This is a genomic window from Streptomyces sp. SAS_272 (genome assembly GCF_052543235.1).
Genome location: NZ_JBMNDR010000042.1, coordinates 57,080 through 72,732 on the forward strand (window position 1 = coordinate 57,080; position 15,653 = coordinate 72,732).

Sequence of the window (15,653 nt, forward strand, 5' to 3'; positions counted from 1 at the left end):
GGCCCGCGCACCACGACATCAGACCTGCGTACGCTCCTCGACGACCTTCGCGATCTTCGCGATGGCCTCGTCGAACGGGATGCCGTTCTCCTGGGAGCCGTCGCGGTAGCGGAAGGACACCGAACCGCCCGCCATGTCCTCGTCGCCCGCGATGACCATGAAGGGCACCTTCTGCTTCTGGGCGTTGCGGATCTTCTTCTGCATCCGGTCGGAGGAGGAGTCGACGTCGACCCGCAGCCCCTGCTTCCTGGCCGCCGCGGCGAACTTCTCCAGGTAGTCGACATGCGTGTCGCCGATCGGGATGCCGATCGCCTGCACCGGGGCCAGCCACGCCGGGAACGCGCCCGCGTAGTGCTCCAGGAGCACCGCGAAGAACCGCTCGATCGACCCGAACAGGGCCCGGTGGATCATGACCGGTCGCTGCTTGGAGCCGTCGGGCGAGGTGTACTCGAGCGCGAAGCGCTCCGGCAGGTTGAAGTCGAGCTGGATGGTCGACATCTGCCAGGTGCGGCCGATGGCGTCCTTCGTCTGGACGGAGATCTTGGGGCCGTAGAAGGCGGCGCCGCCCGGGTCCGGGACCAGGGGCAGGCCCTGCTTCTCGGCGACCTGGCGGAGCGTCTCGGTCGCCTCCTCCCAGACGTCGTCCGAGCCGACGAACTTCTCCGGGTCCTTGGTCGACAGCTCCAGGTAGAAGTCGGTCAGACCGTAGTCGCGCAGCAGGCCGAGGACGAAGGTGAGCGTCTTGTCGAGCTCCTCCGCCATCTGCTCGCGGGTGCAGTAGATGTGCGCGTCGTCCTGGGTGAAGCCGCGCGCGCGGGTCAGGCCGTGCACGACGCCCGACTTCTCGTACCGGTACACGGTTCCGAACTCGAAGAGGCGCAGCGGAAGTTCACGGTAGGAGCGGCCGCGCGCGTCGAAGATCAGGTTGTGCATCGGGCAGTTCATGGGCTTGAGGTAGTAGTCCACGCCCTCGTCGAGCTGCATGGGCGGGTACATGCCGTCGGCGTACCAGTCCAGGTGCCCGGACTGCTCGAAGAGCTTCCCCTTCGTCGCGTGCGGGGTGTAGACGAACTCGTAGCCCTCCTCCTCGTGACGGCGGCGCGAGTAGTCCTCCATGACCCGGCGGACGACGCCGCCCTTGGGGTGGAAGACCGCCAGGCCGGAGCCGATCTGCTCCGGGATGGAGAACAGGTCGAGCTCGGAGCCCAGCTTGCGGTGGTCGCGCTTCTCGGCCTCGGCGAGGAAGTCGAGGTGCGCCTTCAGCTCGTCCCTGGTCGGCCACGCGGTGCCGTAGATGCGCTGGAGCATGGGGTTCTTCTCGCTGCCGCGCCAGTAGGCGGCCGCGTTGCGCATCAGCTTGAACGCCGGGATGTTGCGGGTGGTGGGCAGGTGGGGACCGCGGCAGAGATCCTTCCAGCACAGGTCGCCGGTCTTCGCGTCGAGGTTGTCGTAGATCGTCAGCTCGCCGGCGCCGACCTCGACGTCCGCGCCGTCGTCGGAGGAGGCCGAGCCCTTGAGGCCGATCAGCTCCAGCTTGTACGGCTCGTCGGCGAGCTCCTCGCGGGCCGCTTCGTCGGTGACCACGCGGCGGGAGAAACGCTGACCCCGCTTCTGGATCTCCTGCATCTTCTTCTCGACGGCCTTGAGGTCCTCGGGCGTGAACGGCTTCTCGACGTCGAAGTCGTAGTAGAAGCCGTCCTTGACCGGCGGGCCGATGCCCAGCTTGGCCTCCGGGAAGAGCTCCTGCACGGCCTGGGCCATCACGTGCGCGGTGGAGTGGCGCAGGATGTTCAGACCGTCCTCGGAGGAGATCTCGACGCCCTCGACCTCTTCGCCGTCCTGCAGCACGTACGCCAGGTCCCTGAGCTCGCCGGCCACGCGCGCGGCGACGATCGAGCGCTCGCCGGCGAAGAGGTCGGCGGCCGTGGTGCCCGTCGTCACCGTGCGCTCTTCCCGCTCGGAATCGCGTTGGATGATCACACGGACGTCTGACACCGGTCTCTCCTGACTGCTGGCGGATGCGGGCGCCGTACCGTGGGCGCGCGCAATAGGGGATCGTACCGACCCGCACCCGCCGACCGCGAAATCAGCCCCCGCCGTCCCGGCCGGGCACTACTCGCCTCCGCAGGCCTCCTCGAAGAAGTCGACGTTCTCCTGGAGGGACTTCAGCAGCCGGTCCCGCTCCTCCTCGTCCACCTGGACGGGGACGACCCCGCACGCGCCGGTGACCCTGCGGAACCCGCCCCGGCTCTCCAGCCGGCCGCGCACCCGCACCGGCAACCCCACCAGGTGGGCCTGTCCGGCGATGCGGTAGTCCTCCTCGTCGAGGGTCAGCCGGACGTGCGGGATCTCGGCGCCGGCCAGCACCCGCAGCCGTACGCTGCCCTCGCCGCGCGGCCCCGACCTGCGCATGCGGACCACCGTGCCGGTGATCCGCACCGGCACGGAGGGTTCCTCGCGCAGAAAGCGGGCCCCAGCCTCGCGCAGCACGGGCAGGTCGCCGGGCGAGAACTCGACCGGCTCGCCGCCGGGGGCGCAGTCTTCGGGGACCCCGGCCGCGGGCGCCCATTCGACGGCGATCCGAGCTCCCTGGGTCCCGCGTACGAGGGCGATCAGCGCCTCGGTCAGCTCGCGGCTGGCCCCCGCCTCCACGGCGCCGTCGAAGGCGTCCATGGCGCCGGCCGCCCGCTGGTAGTCGATGGCCTCGCGCACGGCGTACAGGGCCTGGTGCAGCCGGACGGCGAGCGGGCGGGCGGCTGCGACCGGTGCGAAGGCCGTCAGACGACGGCCGCCGTCCGCGGAGCCCACGAGGACGCCCTCCAGGGTCGCGAGGGCCGCGCGCCGGTGCCGGGCCCCGTAGTAGCCGGCACGCGCGCGCGTGGCGAGGGCGCCGGCCAGCAGCATCTGGCGGGCCGCGCCGCGCAGCTGTTCCTCGACGGCCCAGGACGCGGACCCGGCGGGCCCGGCCGGTGCGTCCCGCCACCAGCGGATCTCGTCGCTGGGCACGGCGAGCCCGAGGAGCACCTCGCGGGCGGAGGGCGTGCCGCTGCGGGCGAGCGCCAGGAGCGCCTCGCCCAGCAGGTCGTCGCTGTCGGGGAAGGCCCGGCTCTCCGGCACGAGCAGGCTCGTCCCCGCGCCGCCGGGGCCGGGCGGGGTCCAGCGGCCGTAGCGTCCCGCGGCTCCGCCGCGCCGCTGCCAGCCGTGCCTGCGCAGCAGGGCGCCGAGCACCGCCGGGTCGACCTCCGCGGTCTCGGGGTGGCGGTCCCAGAGGGTCTCGGGGTGCGGCCGCACCGGCCGCAGGCGCTCGTCCAGGGGGCGGTGGGTCACGGTCTGCCTCCCGTCCCGGCTCGCGTCATGATCTCGCACAGCGCCCGGTCGTCGAAGATGCGTGCGGTCGGTATCCGCACGGTGGTGCGGGTCCGGCCGGTGATCGGGTGGCCGGCGAGATTGACCCAGTAGCAGCAGTGCCGCAGGTCGAGGCGGTCGTGGCCGGCCCGCAGCCACTGGTCCCGCACCCGGGGAACGATCATCACGACCAGGATCTTGTGCACGGTCACGGGGGTGCGGGCGAGCTTGCGCAGGTGGTCGTTGTCGAGGGTGAAGGAGAAGGAGTGGCCGGGCGGATCGGGCCGCACCTGGTAGGTGGCCTTCAGCTGCACCTTGATGGTGACCTCGTCGTCGACGGTGTGCCCGGGAGCGCTGTGGCTGACGTGCCAGTCGATGCCGTTGTCGGGGAAGGGCTGGGAGAGCGAGCATCCCGCGGCGGCCGCGACGGCGTGCAGATAGCCCACCTGCAGTGTCTCCATGCAGGCGGTGGTGGCGAGCGTGCCGCGTTGTACGCCCGCGCGCTCGGGCAGCAGCCCGCTCCGCTCGGGCTGCGCTATCGCCATGACCAACAGCCTTCCCCGCAGAGCCGTTCCCCGTGACGGGTCGCTGAACTGCAAAGACCCGTACTCGTGTTGTGTCCTTCCGGCGTACGGCGCAAACAGCCCGGGTATCACCAAACTGGCAGAAGACGGTGCGTCAGCTGCCGTGGGTGAACGAGGGGTTGGATTGGTATGACGTACTGGTACGAGGGCCCTCTGGCCGCTTTTGACACGGAGACGACGGGTGTCGACGTGGAGACCGACCGGATCGTGTCGGCCGCCCTCGTCGTCCAGGACGCGCCGGCGGCGCGGCCGCGGGTCAGCCGATGGCTGGTGAACCCGGGCGTGCCGGTGCCCGCGGGGGCGACCGAGGTGCACGGACTGACGGACGACCATCTGCAGCGCAACGGCCGCTGGCCGGCGCCGGTGATGTTCGAGATAGCCCAGCTGCTCACCGAACAGGCGGCCGCGGGACGCCCGTTGGTGGTGATGAACGCGCCGTTCGACCTGACGCTGCTCGACCGGGAGCTGCGCAGGCACCGGGCGTCGTCGCTGGGCCACTGGCTGGACGCGACGCCGCTGCGGGTGCTGGACCCGCGGGTCCTGGACAAGCAGCTGGACCGCTACCGCAAGGGGCGTCGCACGCTCACCGACCTGTGCGCGCACTACGACGTGACTCTGGCGGAGGCGCACGACGCGGCGGCCGACGCGCTGGCCGCCCTGGAGGTCGTCCGCGCGGTGGGGCGCCGTTTCGCCGCACGTCTGGAGCGCCTGTCCCCGGCCGAGCTGCACGCCCTGCAGACGTCCTGGCACGCCGCTCAGGCGCGGGGGCTCCAGGCGTGGTTCGCGCGCAGCGGCTCGCCGGAGACGGTGGACACGTCGTGGCCCCTGCGGCCCGAGATGCCGGCAGCGGCCTAGCGGCCTGCCACGGTACGCGTGCGGCGACTCGTCCGGCCTGTGTCCGGGCACGAAAAAGCCGGTCCGCTCGACGCGGACCGGCCTTTCCCGGTGGGCGATACTGGGTTCGAACCAGTGACCTCTTCGGTGTGAACGAAGCGCTCTCCCACTGAGCTAATCGCCCGGGAACGCACCGAACAATACAGGTCCCCGCACGCTTCCTTCAAACCGCTTCCAGGTACGCGGTCAGGCCGCGCCGCCCGGCCCGCATCATCAGCCGGTGGTTCAGGCGGAACACCGGCCGCCCCGGCACGGCGAGCCGTCTCAGCAGTGGCTTGTTCACCTCGACGGCCTGGTCGTAGCGGGCGAGGCTGCCGGAGCCGTCGGCCGTGACCGTCCAGCGCGCCCAGCCGTCGATGTCGCCCGACAGCGCGGTCTCCAGGATCCCGGCCGCGGGATCTCGCCGCACCTCACGCGCCGTGAAGGTCATGTCGTACGGAAGGAGGGAGCGGATGCGGACGAGACCGGTCGTGTCGTCGATCCGGTTCACCTCGCGCACCTGGGGCCACCAGCGCGGGTAGTCCTCGGCTCGCTCCAGCGCCTCGTACACGCGCGTGGGCGGCGCGTCCAGCGGCCACAGGCTGCGGAAGCGGTAATGGGTCCAGTCCATGGGCCGAGTGTGCCCGCCCGAGGGGCCGCCGCCCGTATATGAGTACGCCCTGAGTACGTGGGCTCATGTCCGCGCACGTGACGCGAGCCACACTCGCAGGCATGACGCATATTCCGCCCCCGGCCGAGGAGCTGCGGTCGCTCGACGCGGAGCTCTGGCAACTGGACGCCCGCCGGGCTCAGTTGCTGGCCCGCCGCGCCTGGCTGGTCGCCGCCCTGCAGCACGCGGCGGCGGGCCCGGTCCAGCCGACCGCCCCGGTCCTGCCGGGCCCGTCGGCGCCTCGGGGTCCGGCCGCCCGGCCCGAGGCCACCGCCCCGGGCGTGCAGAACGTCCTCCTGCTGCTCGGCGGCATCCTGCTCACCGTCGCGGCGATGGTGTTCACCCTGGTCAGCTGGGGTCATCTCGGGATCGTCGGCCGTTCCGCGGTGCTGGGCGCGGTCACCCTGGCGGTCCTGGGAGCGCCCGTGCCGCTGCTGCGGCGACGGCTGCGTTCGACCGCCGAGGCGGTCGCGGGCCTGGGTCTGGCGCTGACGTCGCTGGACGCGTACGCCCTGCACGAGGCCGCGTTCCCGGCGGCGGACGGGACGACGTACGCGGCGCTCACCTTCACCGTGCTCGCGGCGGTGTGGGCGGCGTACGGCACGGCCCTCGCCGCGTTGCCGGACTCGGCCGCGCTGCGACTGCCCGGCCCGGCTGCTCTGACGGCGGCTCAGCTCGTGCTGCCGCTGTGGGCAGTGAGCGCCGAGGGCGGGCCGCACACGATCACGGTCGCGGTGCTGCTGACGGCCGCCTTCGACGCGGCGGTCGCGCTGCGGGCGTCCGGGCGGGCCGTGCGTCTCGTCGCCGTGGTGTGCGCGGCCGGGACGGGTGGCTGGGGCGCGCTGACGGCAGGCGTGCTCTCGGTGGACGCGGCCGGCCCGGGCGCCGCGGCACGGGCAGCCGCGCTCCTCGCCCTGGCGGCGGCGATCGCGCTGGGGGTGACCCGGTTCGCCCCGGGTACCGGCCTCGCGACGGGCACGGCGACGGCCGGCGCCCTGTGCGCGGTCGTCGGCGTGGGCGGCGTCCTGCGGGTGTCGCTGCCGGTCGACTGGGCGGTGCCGGCGTATCTGGCCTGCGGTGTCGCGCTGTTGGCCGGCTCCCGGGGCCCGGAGGCGGTGCGCCGGGGCTTCGCCTGGGCCTGCGGTGTCGTGCAGGCCGGCGCGGTGCTGTGGTCGGCGCCGGCCGTCGGCGTGGCGTTGCTGGGGCCGACGGCATGGCTGGGGCACGTGTGGTCCGGCGTTCCCGCCGACGCCCGGGCCGCTGCGGCGACGGACGCCTTCTGGCCGCCGCACGCCGTCACGGTCCCCCTCGTCCTCCTCGCGGTCGCCGCGGTCACGGCGACCGCGGTCCGCGGTGACGAGTGGCGGCCTCAGGCCCTGACCGCCGCGCTGACGCTGACGTGGGCCGCCGTGCTCGTCACCCCGGCCGCCCTCCAACTCCCGTACGCCGTCGGCCTGTCGGCACAGGGACTGCTGACCGTGGCCCTGCTGGCGCCGGCGTCGCGGACGGCCACCGGGCTCGCCCTGGGCTCGTCGCTCGGTCTCGTCCTCCTCTCGCTGGCCGCCGAGCCCGCCACGCTCACCGTGCTCGGCTCGCTCACCGTGGTGTGCGCGGCAGCCGCGTGGCGTGGACGCTCGACGCCGGCGACCGCGGCCGCCGCCCTCGGCTACGCCACGGCCCTGGCCTGCGCGGCGGGCGCCGCCGCCGACTGGCGGCCGGAGCACATCGCGCTTGTGGTGCTTCTGGTCCCGGCCGCCGCGGCCCTGGTCGCGGCCCGGACCGACGACGCGGCCACCACACTCGCGGTCGAGGCGACGGGCGCCCTCGCGGGCCTCGTCGCCATCGGCCTCGCGGTGTTCGACCCGCCCCTGCTCGCCCTGGTGCTGTCGCTGTGCGCGGTGATCGCCGCGGGCACGGCCGTCCGTCCGGACCGCCGCTTCGCCGCTCATGCGGCCGCGGTGCTCTTCGTCCTGGCGTCGTGGGTGCGGCTGGCCGGCTGGCGGGTGGACACGCCGGAGGCGTACACCTTGCCGGTGACGGTCCTGGCGCTCCTCGTGGGCGTCCTGCGCCGGCGCAAGGACCCGCAGACGTCGTCCTGGACGGCGTACGGCCCCGGGCTCGCCGCCACCCTGCTGCCCAGCCTCGCCGCCACCTGGTACGACCCGGCGTGGCCCCGCCCCCTGCTGCTGGGCGCGGCAGCGCTGGCGCTCACCCTGTCAGGCGCCCGACGCCGGCTCCGGGCGCCGCTGGTGCTGGGCGGCTCGGTGCTCACCCTGGACGCCCTGCACCAACTCGCCCCGTATCTCGCCCAGGTGAGCGACGCGCTGCCCCGCTGGGTGCCTCCCGCCCTCGCCGGACTGCTGCTGCTCGCCCTCGGTGCGACGTACGAGCAGCGGCTGCGGGACGTCCGGCGGGTGCGGGAGGTGCTGGACCGTATGCGCTAGGCCCGGTGGCGAGAGTCGTCCCGGGAGCTCCCCGGGGCGGCTCCCGGGACGGGCCGGGCGTCCGTCACGGCATCTTGTCGCCGAGCAGTGCCAGGTTCTCGATGGCGGCGAGGCCGTAGAGCGCGGTGTCGTTCGTGGCGACCCAGGCGGCCTCGCTGCCCGCGACCAGGGTGGCGGGGCCGCTGAGCGGCTCCGTCTTCCACGGCGAGGACTCGGAGTAGCCGTCGGAACTGTAGAACTTCGTCCATGCCCGCTTGGCGAGCGCCGCGTCGCCGGTCTGGACGGCCGCGTAGGCGTCCAGGCGCGAGTGGCCCTGGAACAGCAGCAGGGTCCCGAAGTTGGAGCCGTAGCGTGCCGCCTGTTCCGCCTTGGTGGCGTTGAAGTAGCGGCAGTAGTCGAAGTAGGCCTCGTTGAACTTCGGCATGTCGACCAGGTGGATCAGCTCGGCGCACAGCTCGTTGAGGCCGAAGACGGCCGACAGGTGCGAGACCTCGACCTTGGGCTTGTCGGCGACGGCGAACCTGCCGGTGTCCAGGTCGTACAGGCCGCTGCCCTGGACGAACCCGTTGGGCTGGGCGGCGATGGTCTCCATGGTCGACAGCACGCGCGCCTTGGCCTTCTGCCACTTGGGGCCCTTGCGCTCCCACTCGGTCAGCCACGCCGACACCAGACCGCTCCAGTCGGTGCCGAAGCCGATGGACAGGGCGTGCCGGTCGGGCGTGTACGGCTCGGTGCGGATCTTGCGCAGCGGGTCCAGGGCGAGGAACGTCTCGTCGGAGTCGACGTTGGCGTGCATCAGGTCGCCGACGCGTTCGTCCGCCGTCAGGAAGTAGTAGTAGCGGCGGTAGGTGGTGTTGGCGATGCGCTGCTGCTTGGCGCTGTCGGCGTAGTGCTGGACGCCGTGCCGGGTGCCCAGGCCCGCCCACTTGCCGAGGTGGTAGACGTCGACCTCGCCGGTGTGCCGGGTCATCGCCTCGGCGAACCGGAAGATGTCCGCGCGGCCGCTGCGCAGGTACGCGAGCCACAGCCAGAGGTCCGGGGACAGCTCCGAGTTGTCCCAGGCGTACCCGCCGATGTCGTACCGCCACTGGTGTCGGACGGTGTCGTAGGTGTGCATGATGTCGCCGTAGTCCCAGAAGCCGTACCAGCGGCGCTGCTCCACCTGGCCCTTGTAGTAGGTGAAGAGGAAGTCGAGGTGATCCTCGATCTTCGCCTTGGCGGGTGTCGAGCGGTCCGGCTCGGAGTACAGGCCCGGGCCGAACACCTTCGCCTTGATGAGCTGCTTGGGCGGGGCCGCGAGCTGCGGCAGCACCCGGACGGCCTCGACCTGTTCGGCGAGTGCCTCCGGCGTCGGCGTCGACTCGTTGGCCCAGAAGAGGAGTTCGGAGGTGCGGGCGATGCCGTAGGGGGTGCCGAAGCCGGGCTCGTAGTCCTCGTAGGTGATGTTGAGGCCTTCGAGCTGTTCGGGGAACGTGTCCTGGCCCATCCCGTCGTGGTAGAAGCGCAGGTCCATGGGCTGTGCCTCGGGCGACCAGAGCCAGAGGGTGACCTCGGCGGCGTCGGTGTGCGCGTCGCGGATGTCGAGCTGGGCGGGGTGCTTCTCCCAGAAGTCCCTCAGGCCGAAGGAGAACCCGCCGCTCACGCCGCCGACGTACCCGAAGCCGGACGCCCGCTTGCCGCCGCCGGCGCCGATCCAGCCGTGGCCCTTCTTGGTGCGCTTGCGGAGGGTGAAGCCGTCGGCGGAGAGCTGGGAGAGGGTGTAGTCGCCCCACTCGGGGATGTACTGGAGGCGGGTGGTGACCCGCTGGTCCCAGGTGGCGGGGTCGGGGAGCTTGCGGCCCGCGTACTGGGCGGCCTGCACCGCCGCGCCGGGGTCGCGCCGCAGACCGGTGATGCCCTTGACCGCCTCGCGCAGCAGACCGGCGCCCTCGCCGCCGATGCGGACGTGCCGGTCGTAGGACTCGTCGCGCATCGGGACGGTGAAGCGGACGCCGAGGCCCCTGATGAAGTCGCCGCTCGCCTTGCCGGGCTCCTGCTTCCCGTCGTAGGTGATGGTGTGCACCATGCGGAAGGAGTCGGCGCCCGCGTAGAAGTAGAGACGGATGGAGAACGGCAGCCAGCTGCGGCTGCCCTTGCGGTGCCTGCCGTCGATGCGGACGACCGCGCGGACGGGGCCCGACTGCTCGACGGTGACCCCGTCGACGGCGCCCTCGAAGCGCTCGGTCTTGACGGTGCCCTGGTCCTCGTCCTCGATCTCGGGCTGCCGGATCAGGACCAGCCGGCCGTTCTTGGCGATCTCGGTGGAGCCTCGGGTGACCGACTTGATGAGGGTGGCGCCCGACGTGCCGATCTTCGCGGTGATGACGCCCGTCGACACGTCGATGGTGCCGCCGCGCTTGTCGACGGTGACCTTCTTGGCGGGAGCGGCCGGGGCGCCGGCGGCGAGCGTGAGCTTGCCCGACCCCGAACTCACGGCGTGCGCGGTCCACTTGAGGGAGCCGTCCGGCCAGTAGGCGATCGGCCAGGACTGTACGGGGACGTCCTTTCCGGCGGCGTCGGTCAGCGCGAAGGTCTGGTCCTCCCGGTACGCGCCCATGGGCCAGGGCACGCCGAGGGTGGATCCGGGGGCGGCGCCGAGGCCGCCGTCCTCCAGCCAGTCCAGGGTCACCGGATCCGTGTCCGCGGCCGCGGTTCTCGGCGCGGCCGCGGCGTCCTTGGCTCCCAGGGCCCAGCTGAACTGCGCGGCGGCGCCGGCGACGGCGGCCGCCTTGAGGAGGGACCTGCGGGGGATGGGGGACATGGCCTTTCCTTTCCGTGCGACAAGCAGGGTGGTCAGGGGCATGACAGAGAGAGGTACGACGCCCGGGGCGCCGACCTGGTGCGGTTGCACCGCCCTCAGCGGCGCCGGTACCGCTGCTCGACGGCGACGGCCGCCGCCGCGACGGCCCCGAGGACCGGGACCGCCAGCGGCAGGACGAACAGGGCGGACAGAGTGACGACAGCCAGCCCGCAGACGATCAGGAAGGACCCGGCGGGGTCGAGCACGGTCCGCCGCCCGGCCTCCGCGACCAGCGCCCGCCAGGCGGAGCCCGGCGTCCAGACGGCCGCCGCCCGCAGCAGGGCCACGGCGAGCCCGATCAGCGCCAGGACGCCGACCGCTCCGACGACCGGACCGCCGGGAAGACCGGCCCGCACGGCCAGGAGGTCCAACCAGACCACGGCGGCCGCCGCCCAGCCGGCGAGCCCGACGGCCCAACCGCCGCGCACGGCGGCCCGGAAGTCCGCGACGAACTCCCGCAGACCGCCGTTCTCGTGGCGTGTGCGGCGCCGCAGATGCCGTGCGCCGGCCGCGAAGGCCGCGGGAAAGGTGACGACCCCGAGACAGGCCACGGCGATCCACACCCCGGTGAGCAGACACTCGGCGAAGACCGCGAAGCGCTCGCCGAAGACCGACTCCCGGCGCGAGGAGCGCGCCTTCACCCGTGTCTGCGCCATGGTGACCGCCTCAGCCCTTCAGTCCGGAGGTCGCCATTCCGTCGATGAGATAGCGCTGGAAGGCCATGAAGAAGGCGATGACCGGCACCAGCGCCACCAGCGACATCGCGATCATGCTGCCGTAGTTGGAGATGCCCTCCTGGTCGCGGAACATCATCAGGCCCAGCGACACGGTGTACTTGGAGGGTGTGTTGAGGTAGATCAACGGTCCCATGAAGTCGTTCCACGCGTTGATGAAGGTGAAGATGGCGCTGGTGATGAGCGCGGGGCGGCTCAGCGGCAGCACGATGGACCAGTAGGTCCTCAGATGCCCGCAGCCGTCGAGCTTGGCGGCCTCGTCCAGCTCCCGCGGAAGCCCGCGCATGAACTGCACCATCAGGAAGACGAAGAACGCCTCCGTGGCCAGGAACTTGCCCGCGACGAGCGGCACGAGGGTGTCGATGTAGCCGAGGTTGCGGAACAGCACGTACTGCGGGATGAGCAGCACGTGGTAGGGCAGCAACAGGGTGCCGATCATCAGCGTGAACAGCACGTTCCGGCCGGCGAACCTGATCTTGGCGAAGGCGTACGCCGTCAGCGAGCTGGACAGCACCACGCCGACCACGGCCAGGACCGCGTACAGCAGCGAATTGGTGAAGAAGCTGCCGATGGAGATGCCGGAGATGCCGTCGGCGAGCCCGGAGAAGTTGGCCCAGACCGGCTTGGTCGGCAGCAGGTCGAGGCTGGCGATGATGTCCTTGCTCGGCTTGAACGAGGCGCCGAGCACCCAGACCACCGGGTAGAGGACGACCGCGAGCACCAGCAGGGCGCCCACGTGCCAGGCGAGGGATCCGGTGCGCCGCCGCTCGCTCGCGGTGCGCGCGACAGGACTGGTGACGCTGCTCACTTGGCGGCCTCCTCGTAGTGCACCCACTTCTTCTGCGACCAGAACAGGACCGCCGTGACGAGCGCCACCGCCACCACCAGGGTCCACGCCATCGCGGAGGCGAAGCCCATCTGGGCCTCCTTGAACCCCTTCTGATACAGGTAACAGGTGTAGACGAGGGTCGCGTCGGCCGGTCCGCACCGGGTGTCGGAGACCACGTACGCCGAGCCGAACACCTGGAACGCGTGGATGGACTCCAGCAGCACGTTGAAGAACAGCACCGGGGAAATCATCGGCAGCGTGATGTTCCAGAACCGCCGCAGGGGGCCGGCGCCGTCCATCTCCGCGGCCTCGTAGAGCTCCTGCGGCACCTGCTTGAGCCCCGCGAGGAAGATGACCATCGGCGCGCCGAACTGCCAGATGCTCAGCGCCACCAGGGAGTAGAGGACATAGTCCGGGTTGCCGATCCAGCCGCCGACGTCGACCCCGAAGATCTTCTGCGTACGGTCCACCACGGCGTCGTCGGAGAACAGCGCCCGCCACACGAAGCCCACGGAGACGCTGGCCCCGATGAGCGAGGGCATGTAGAACGCGGCCCGGTACAGGGCCTGTCCCCGCCGCTTCTGCGCGAGCAGCAGCGCCACCCCGAGCGCGAGGAGAAGCTTCAGCGGTGTCGCCACGACGACGTACTTGAGCGTGACCTCGACCGACTTCTGCCAGCGCGGGTCCTGGAACATCGTCGTGAAGTTGTCCAGGCCCACCCACTTCGGCGGCGTGAACAGGTTGTAGCTGGTGAACGCGTAATAGAGCGACGCGATCATCGGCCCCGCCGTGAGCAGCAGGAACCCCGCGATCCACGGCGACATGAAGAGATAGCCGGCGAGGTTCTCGCGGCGCCGCCCGCGCCGCCCGGCGGCAGGAGCGGCGGACCGCTTCTTCGCCGGGCGCACGGGCGCTTCCTTGACGAGCGTCATGGTGGTACGTCCCCTCAGCCCGCGAACGCGGCCTTGGCCTCGCTGAACAGCGCCTTCGCCGCGTCGGCCGGCTTGGTCTTGCCCTGGGCGACCTCGCCGCCGATCCGCAGGAAGGCCGCCTCGACGACGTCCGCGCCGGACGGGTGCGGGGTGATCTTGCCGAGGACGCCCGCCTTGGCGACCTCGTCCTCGTAGGCCGCGACGCCCTTGTTGTTGGGGTCGGTCGGCTTGAAGGCGTCGTACTGCTCGGTGGTGGCGAGGATGCCGCGGTCGTAGCCCATGATCTTGCCGACCTCGGGGTCGTGGACCATGAAGTCGATGAACTGGGCGACCTCCTTGGGGTGCTTGGTCCCGGAGAAGGCGCTCAGCATCAGCGAACCGAGGTACTGACCGGTGTTCTTGCCGTCCGTGGTGGGGATCGGCGCGAGCCCGTAGTCGGAATCGCCCTCGCCCTGGTAGCGGATGGAGAAGTTGTCCCAGGTGAACTCGGAGGCGGCGAGGCCCGCCGAGAGACCCGACTTCGGCTTGGCCTGCTCGATCTTCTTGGGATCGGCGACGAGACCGGACTTCACGCGCTTGTAGCCGTCCTCCCACCACTGGGTCAGGTCGGCCTCGGTGAACCCGAGAGCGCTGTCGGTGAAGAAGGCCTTGCCGTTCTGCCGCAGGTACAGGTCGTAGAGGTACATGATGGCGAAGTAGCCGGTGTCACCGGCGATCTTCGACTTGTCCTGGATCGTCTGCAGCGCGGCGAAGTACTCGTTCCAGGTCCAGCCGAACTTCGCCTCGACGCCCGCCTTCTTGAAAGCCTTCTGGTCGATCACGAGCGCCATGGTGTTGGCCCCGACGGGTATGCCGATCTGCTTGCCGTCGACCTGACCGTTCGCCAGAACGCCGTTGCGGAAGTTCTTGAGGTTCAGGTTCCCCGCGTCCGCCTGCGCCTTGAGGTCCATCAGAACGCCGCGCTTGTCGTACTTACGCAGGAATCCAACCGCATTCTGAAAAACGTCGGGCGGATTCCCGCCGGAAGCCTGGGTCTGGAACTTCTCCCAGAACGCCTCGTAGTCGGTGAATTCGGGCTTGATCTTGATCTTCGGGTACTTCTTCTCGAAGAGCGCGATCGACTTCTTGATGGCGATGGTGCGCGGCTCGCCACCCCACCAGGCGTAACGGATCGTCACCGTCCCGTCCGCCGAGGTCCCGCTGTCTCCCCCGCACCCCGTCGTCGCGGCCAGCCCGAGCGTGGCCGCCGTGGCTCCGGCCGCCTTCAGGATCGTTCGCCTCTCAACATTCCTGCTGGTTCCCACAGTCGGGCCCCTCCCCGCAGCGTCATCGCTTGCATGAATCGTTTCAAGAAAGCGCTTGCTGGCACAAGGTACGAGGGGGTTGAGGGAGCGTCAATGATTCGGACAGGAATTTCTTGTGAGCGGGCAAAGGGGCCGGGTGCGGGCAGGGCCGTGACTGTCGGACCCTCAGGCCGTGAACTCCCTGGTCAGGACGGCCGGTTCGGGGTACCGGACGGCAGGCGCGAGCGGTGTACGGCTGCACGGGCCGCCGAAATCCGGCTGCACCAGCGGGACATGGGAGACGTGCGGGACGCAGGACGCAGCCCGGCAGGGAAGTTGAAGGACGGGACGGAGTTCCCGAGGGGAGGTTTGCGGCGCGGGTCGAGAAGGGGAGTCTGGGGGGCGGGGGTGAGGGCGCGCGGCGGGGCAACGGCCAGGGTGCGGGCTGCAGGGTGGGCCGAGAGGAGCCAGGCCGGGGCGCAGGCCAGGCGAGGCGACGCGAGGCGATCGAGCCCGGACACTGCCGCCGAGGGGAGCCGCCGGGGTTGCAGCAACGAGCCTGTGCATGGTGCGCGGGGCCTGCCGGCCCGGCACGTCGGGCGAGGCCGTGAGGTCTTCGAAGGGGGAAGGGCACGGAACACGTCGGCGAGCGGCTGCCGGATTCCGTCGCTGACAGGTCGGCGACATCGGGCGCCGGGCACCGCGGACGGGCGTCCCGCGCCAGGCACGGACGGACGGCATTCGAGCGCGGTCCGACGGCTCACCAGCGCAGACGGACGGTATTCGGACGCGGAGCCGTGGACTCGCCCAGATGCGGGGCTGACGTATGCGGACGCGGTGTCGACGGCTCACCAGACGCGGGGCCGACGCCTCTGCGGTCAGGGCGACCGGCCTTCGGGCACCGGGTCGACGGGGCCCTCCGCGCCAGGCGGACGGCATCCGAGCGCGGGCCGACCGCCCCCAGCGCGAGGCGACCGACGTTCGGGCGCCAGGTCGGCGGGGCGGCCCTCCGCGCCAGGCAGACGGCATCCGAGCGCGGGCCGACCGCCCCCAGCGCGAGGCGACCGACGTTCGGGCGCCAGGTCGGCGGGGCGGCCCTCCGCGCCAGGCAGACGGCATC

General features: G+C 71.5%; 11 protein-coding genes and 1 tRNA gene. 2 read left to right on the forward strand and 10 right to left on the reverse strand.

What is annotated here, in order from left to right; genetic code table 11:
- Nucleotides 1–18 precede the first annotated feature (18 nt).
- From thrS to ACN6LD_RS23380, 3 genes are all read right to left on the reverse strand, one after another.
- Nucleotides 19–1,995: a threonine--tRNA ligase gene (gene thrS / locus ACN6LD_RS23370; protein ID WP_319186781.1), complete on the reverse strand. Its 1,977-nt coding sequence runs from the start codon at nt 1,993–1,995 to the stop codon at nt 19–21.
- A 117-nt stretch (nt 1,996–2,112) separates the two neighbouring features.
- A complete protein-coding gene (locus ACN6LD_RS23375) occupies nt 2,113–3,327 on the reverse strand; it encodes a serine/threonine-protein kinase (protein WP_319186780.1) in 1,215 nt (404 codons plus the stop codon).
- Entirely contained in the window at nt 3,324–3,890 is a 567-nt protein-coding gene (locus ACN6LD_RS23380; protein WP_107444963.1) for a DUF4365 domain-containing protein, read from the reverse strand. The genes ACN6LD_RS23375 and ACN6LD_RS23380 overlap by 4 nt, the downstream gene beginning before the upstream one ends.
- A 168-nt stretch (nt 3,891–4,058) precedes the next feature.
- Between ACN6LD_RS23380 and ACN6LD_RS23385 the strand changes: the two genes are divergently transcribed.
- Nucleotides 4,059–4,784 carry a 3'-5' exonuclease gene (locus ACN6LD_RS23385; RefSeq protein WP_057580376.1) on the forward strand — a complete coding sequence of 242 codons (726 nt, stop codon included), beginning with the start codon at nt 4,059–4,061 and terminating at the stop codon, nt 4,782–4,784.
- Nucleotides 4,785–4,875: 91 nt separating this feature from the next.
- Here the strand turns inward: ACN6LD_RS23385 and ACN6LD_RS23390 are convergent.
- A tRNA-Val gene (locus ACN6LD_RS23390) sits at nt 4,876–4,947 on the reverse strand.
- 39 nt (nt 4,948–4,986) lie between these two features.
- Complete coding sequence (locus ACN6LD_RS23395) at nt 4,987–5,433, reverse strand: SRPBCC family protein (protein WP_445044170.1); 447 nt, start codon at nt 5,431–5,433, stop codon at nt 4,987–4,989.
- A gap of 65 nt (nt 5,434–5,498) precedes the next feature.
- Between ACN6LD_RS23395 and ACN6LD_RS23400 the strand changes: the two genes are divergently transcribed.
- On the forward strand, nt 5,499–7,916 hold the full coding sequence (locus ACN6LD_RS23400) for an SCO7613 C-terminal domain-containing membrane protein (RefSeq protein WP_445044171.1): 2,418 nt from the start codon (nt 5,499–5,501) through the stop codon (nt 7,914–7,916).
- A 64-nt stretch (nt 7,917–7,980) separates the two neighbouring features.
- On the opposite strand, the gene ACN6LD_RS23405 is transcribed toward ACN6LD_RS23400, so the two are convergent.
- From ACN6LD_RS23405 to ACN6LD_RS23425, 5 genes are all read right to left on the reverse strand, one after another.
- Complete coding sequence (locus ACN6LD_RS23405) at nt 7,981–10,716, reverse strand: exo-rhamnogalacturonan lyase family protein (RefSeq protein WP_445044172.1); 2,736 nt, start codon at nt 10,714–10,716, stop codon at nt 7,981–7,983.
- Between the two features lie 95 nt (nt 10,717–10,811).
- The gene (locus tag ACN6LD_RS23410; protein ID WP_445044173.1) at nt 10,812–11,411 is read right to left on the reverse strand and encodes a hypothetical protein; all 600 of its coding nucleotides are present in this window, start codon (nt 11,409–11,411) and stop codon (nt 10,812–10,814) included.
- Between the two features lie 10 nt (nt 11,412–11,421).
- Nucleotides 11,422–12,297 carry a carbohydrate ABC transporter permease gene (locus tag ACN6LD_RS23415; RefSeq protein WP_319186774.1) on the reverse strand — a complete coding sequence of 292 codons (876 nt, stop codon included), beginning with the start codon at nt 12,295–12,297 and terminating at the stop codon, nt 11,422–11,424.
- Nucleotides 12,294–13,250 carry a carbohydrate ABC transporter permease gene (locus ACN6LD_RS23420; RefSeq protein ID WP_266723742.1) on the reverse strand — a complete coding sequence of 319 codons (957 nt, stop codon included), beginning with the start codon at nt 13,248–13,250 and terminating at the stop codon, nt 12,294–12,296. The genes ACN6LD_RS23415 and ACN6LD_RS23420 overlap by 4 nt, the downstream gene beginning before the upstream one ends.
- A 14-nt stretch (nt 13,251–13,264) precedes the next feature.
- Nucleotides 13,265–14,554, reverse strand: coding sequence for an ABC transporter substrate-binding protein (locus ACN6LD_RS23425; protein WP_319186773.1), 1,290 nt, complete (start codon nt 14,552–14,554; stop codon nt 13,265–13,267).
- Between the last annotated feature and the right edge of the window lie 1,099 nt (nt 14,555–15,653).

What these genes read in the sequence shown, in the direction of transcription:
- ACN6LD_RS23385 (WP_057580376.1), top strand. Translation starts at nt 4,059, where the DNA reads ATGACGTACTGGTACGAGGGCCCTCTGGCCGCTTTTGACACGGAGACG.
- ACN6LD_RS23420 (WP_266723742.1), bottom strand. Translation starts at nt 13,250, where the DNA reads ATGACGCTCGTCAAGGAAGCGCCCGTGCGCCCGGCGAAGAAGCGGTCC.
- ACN6LD_RS23405 (WP_445044172.1), bottom strand. Translation starts at nt 10,716, where the DNA reads ATGTCCCCCATCCCCCGCAGGTCCCTCCTCAAGGCGGCCGCCGTCGCC.
- ACN6LD_RS23400 (WP_445044171.1), top strand. Translation starts at nt 5,499, where the DNA reads ATGTCCGCGCACGTGACGCGAGCCACACTCGCAGGCATGACGCATATT.
- ACN6LD_RS23395 (WP_445044170.1), bottom strand. Translation starts at nt 5,433, where the DNA reads ATGGACTGGACCCATTACCGCTTCCGCAGCCTGTGGCCGCTGGACGCG.
- ACN6LD_RS23380 (WP_107444963.1), bottom strand. Translation starts at nt 3,890, where the DNA reads ATGGCGATAGCGCAGCCCGAGCGGAGCGGGCTGCTGCCCGAGCGCGCG.
- ACN6LD_RS23410 (WP_445044173.1), bottom strand. Translation starts at nt 11,411, where the DNA reads ATGGCGCAGACACGGGTGAAGGCGCGCTCCTCGCGCCGGGAGTCGGTC.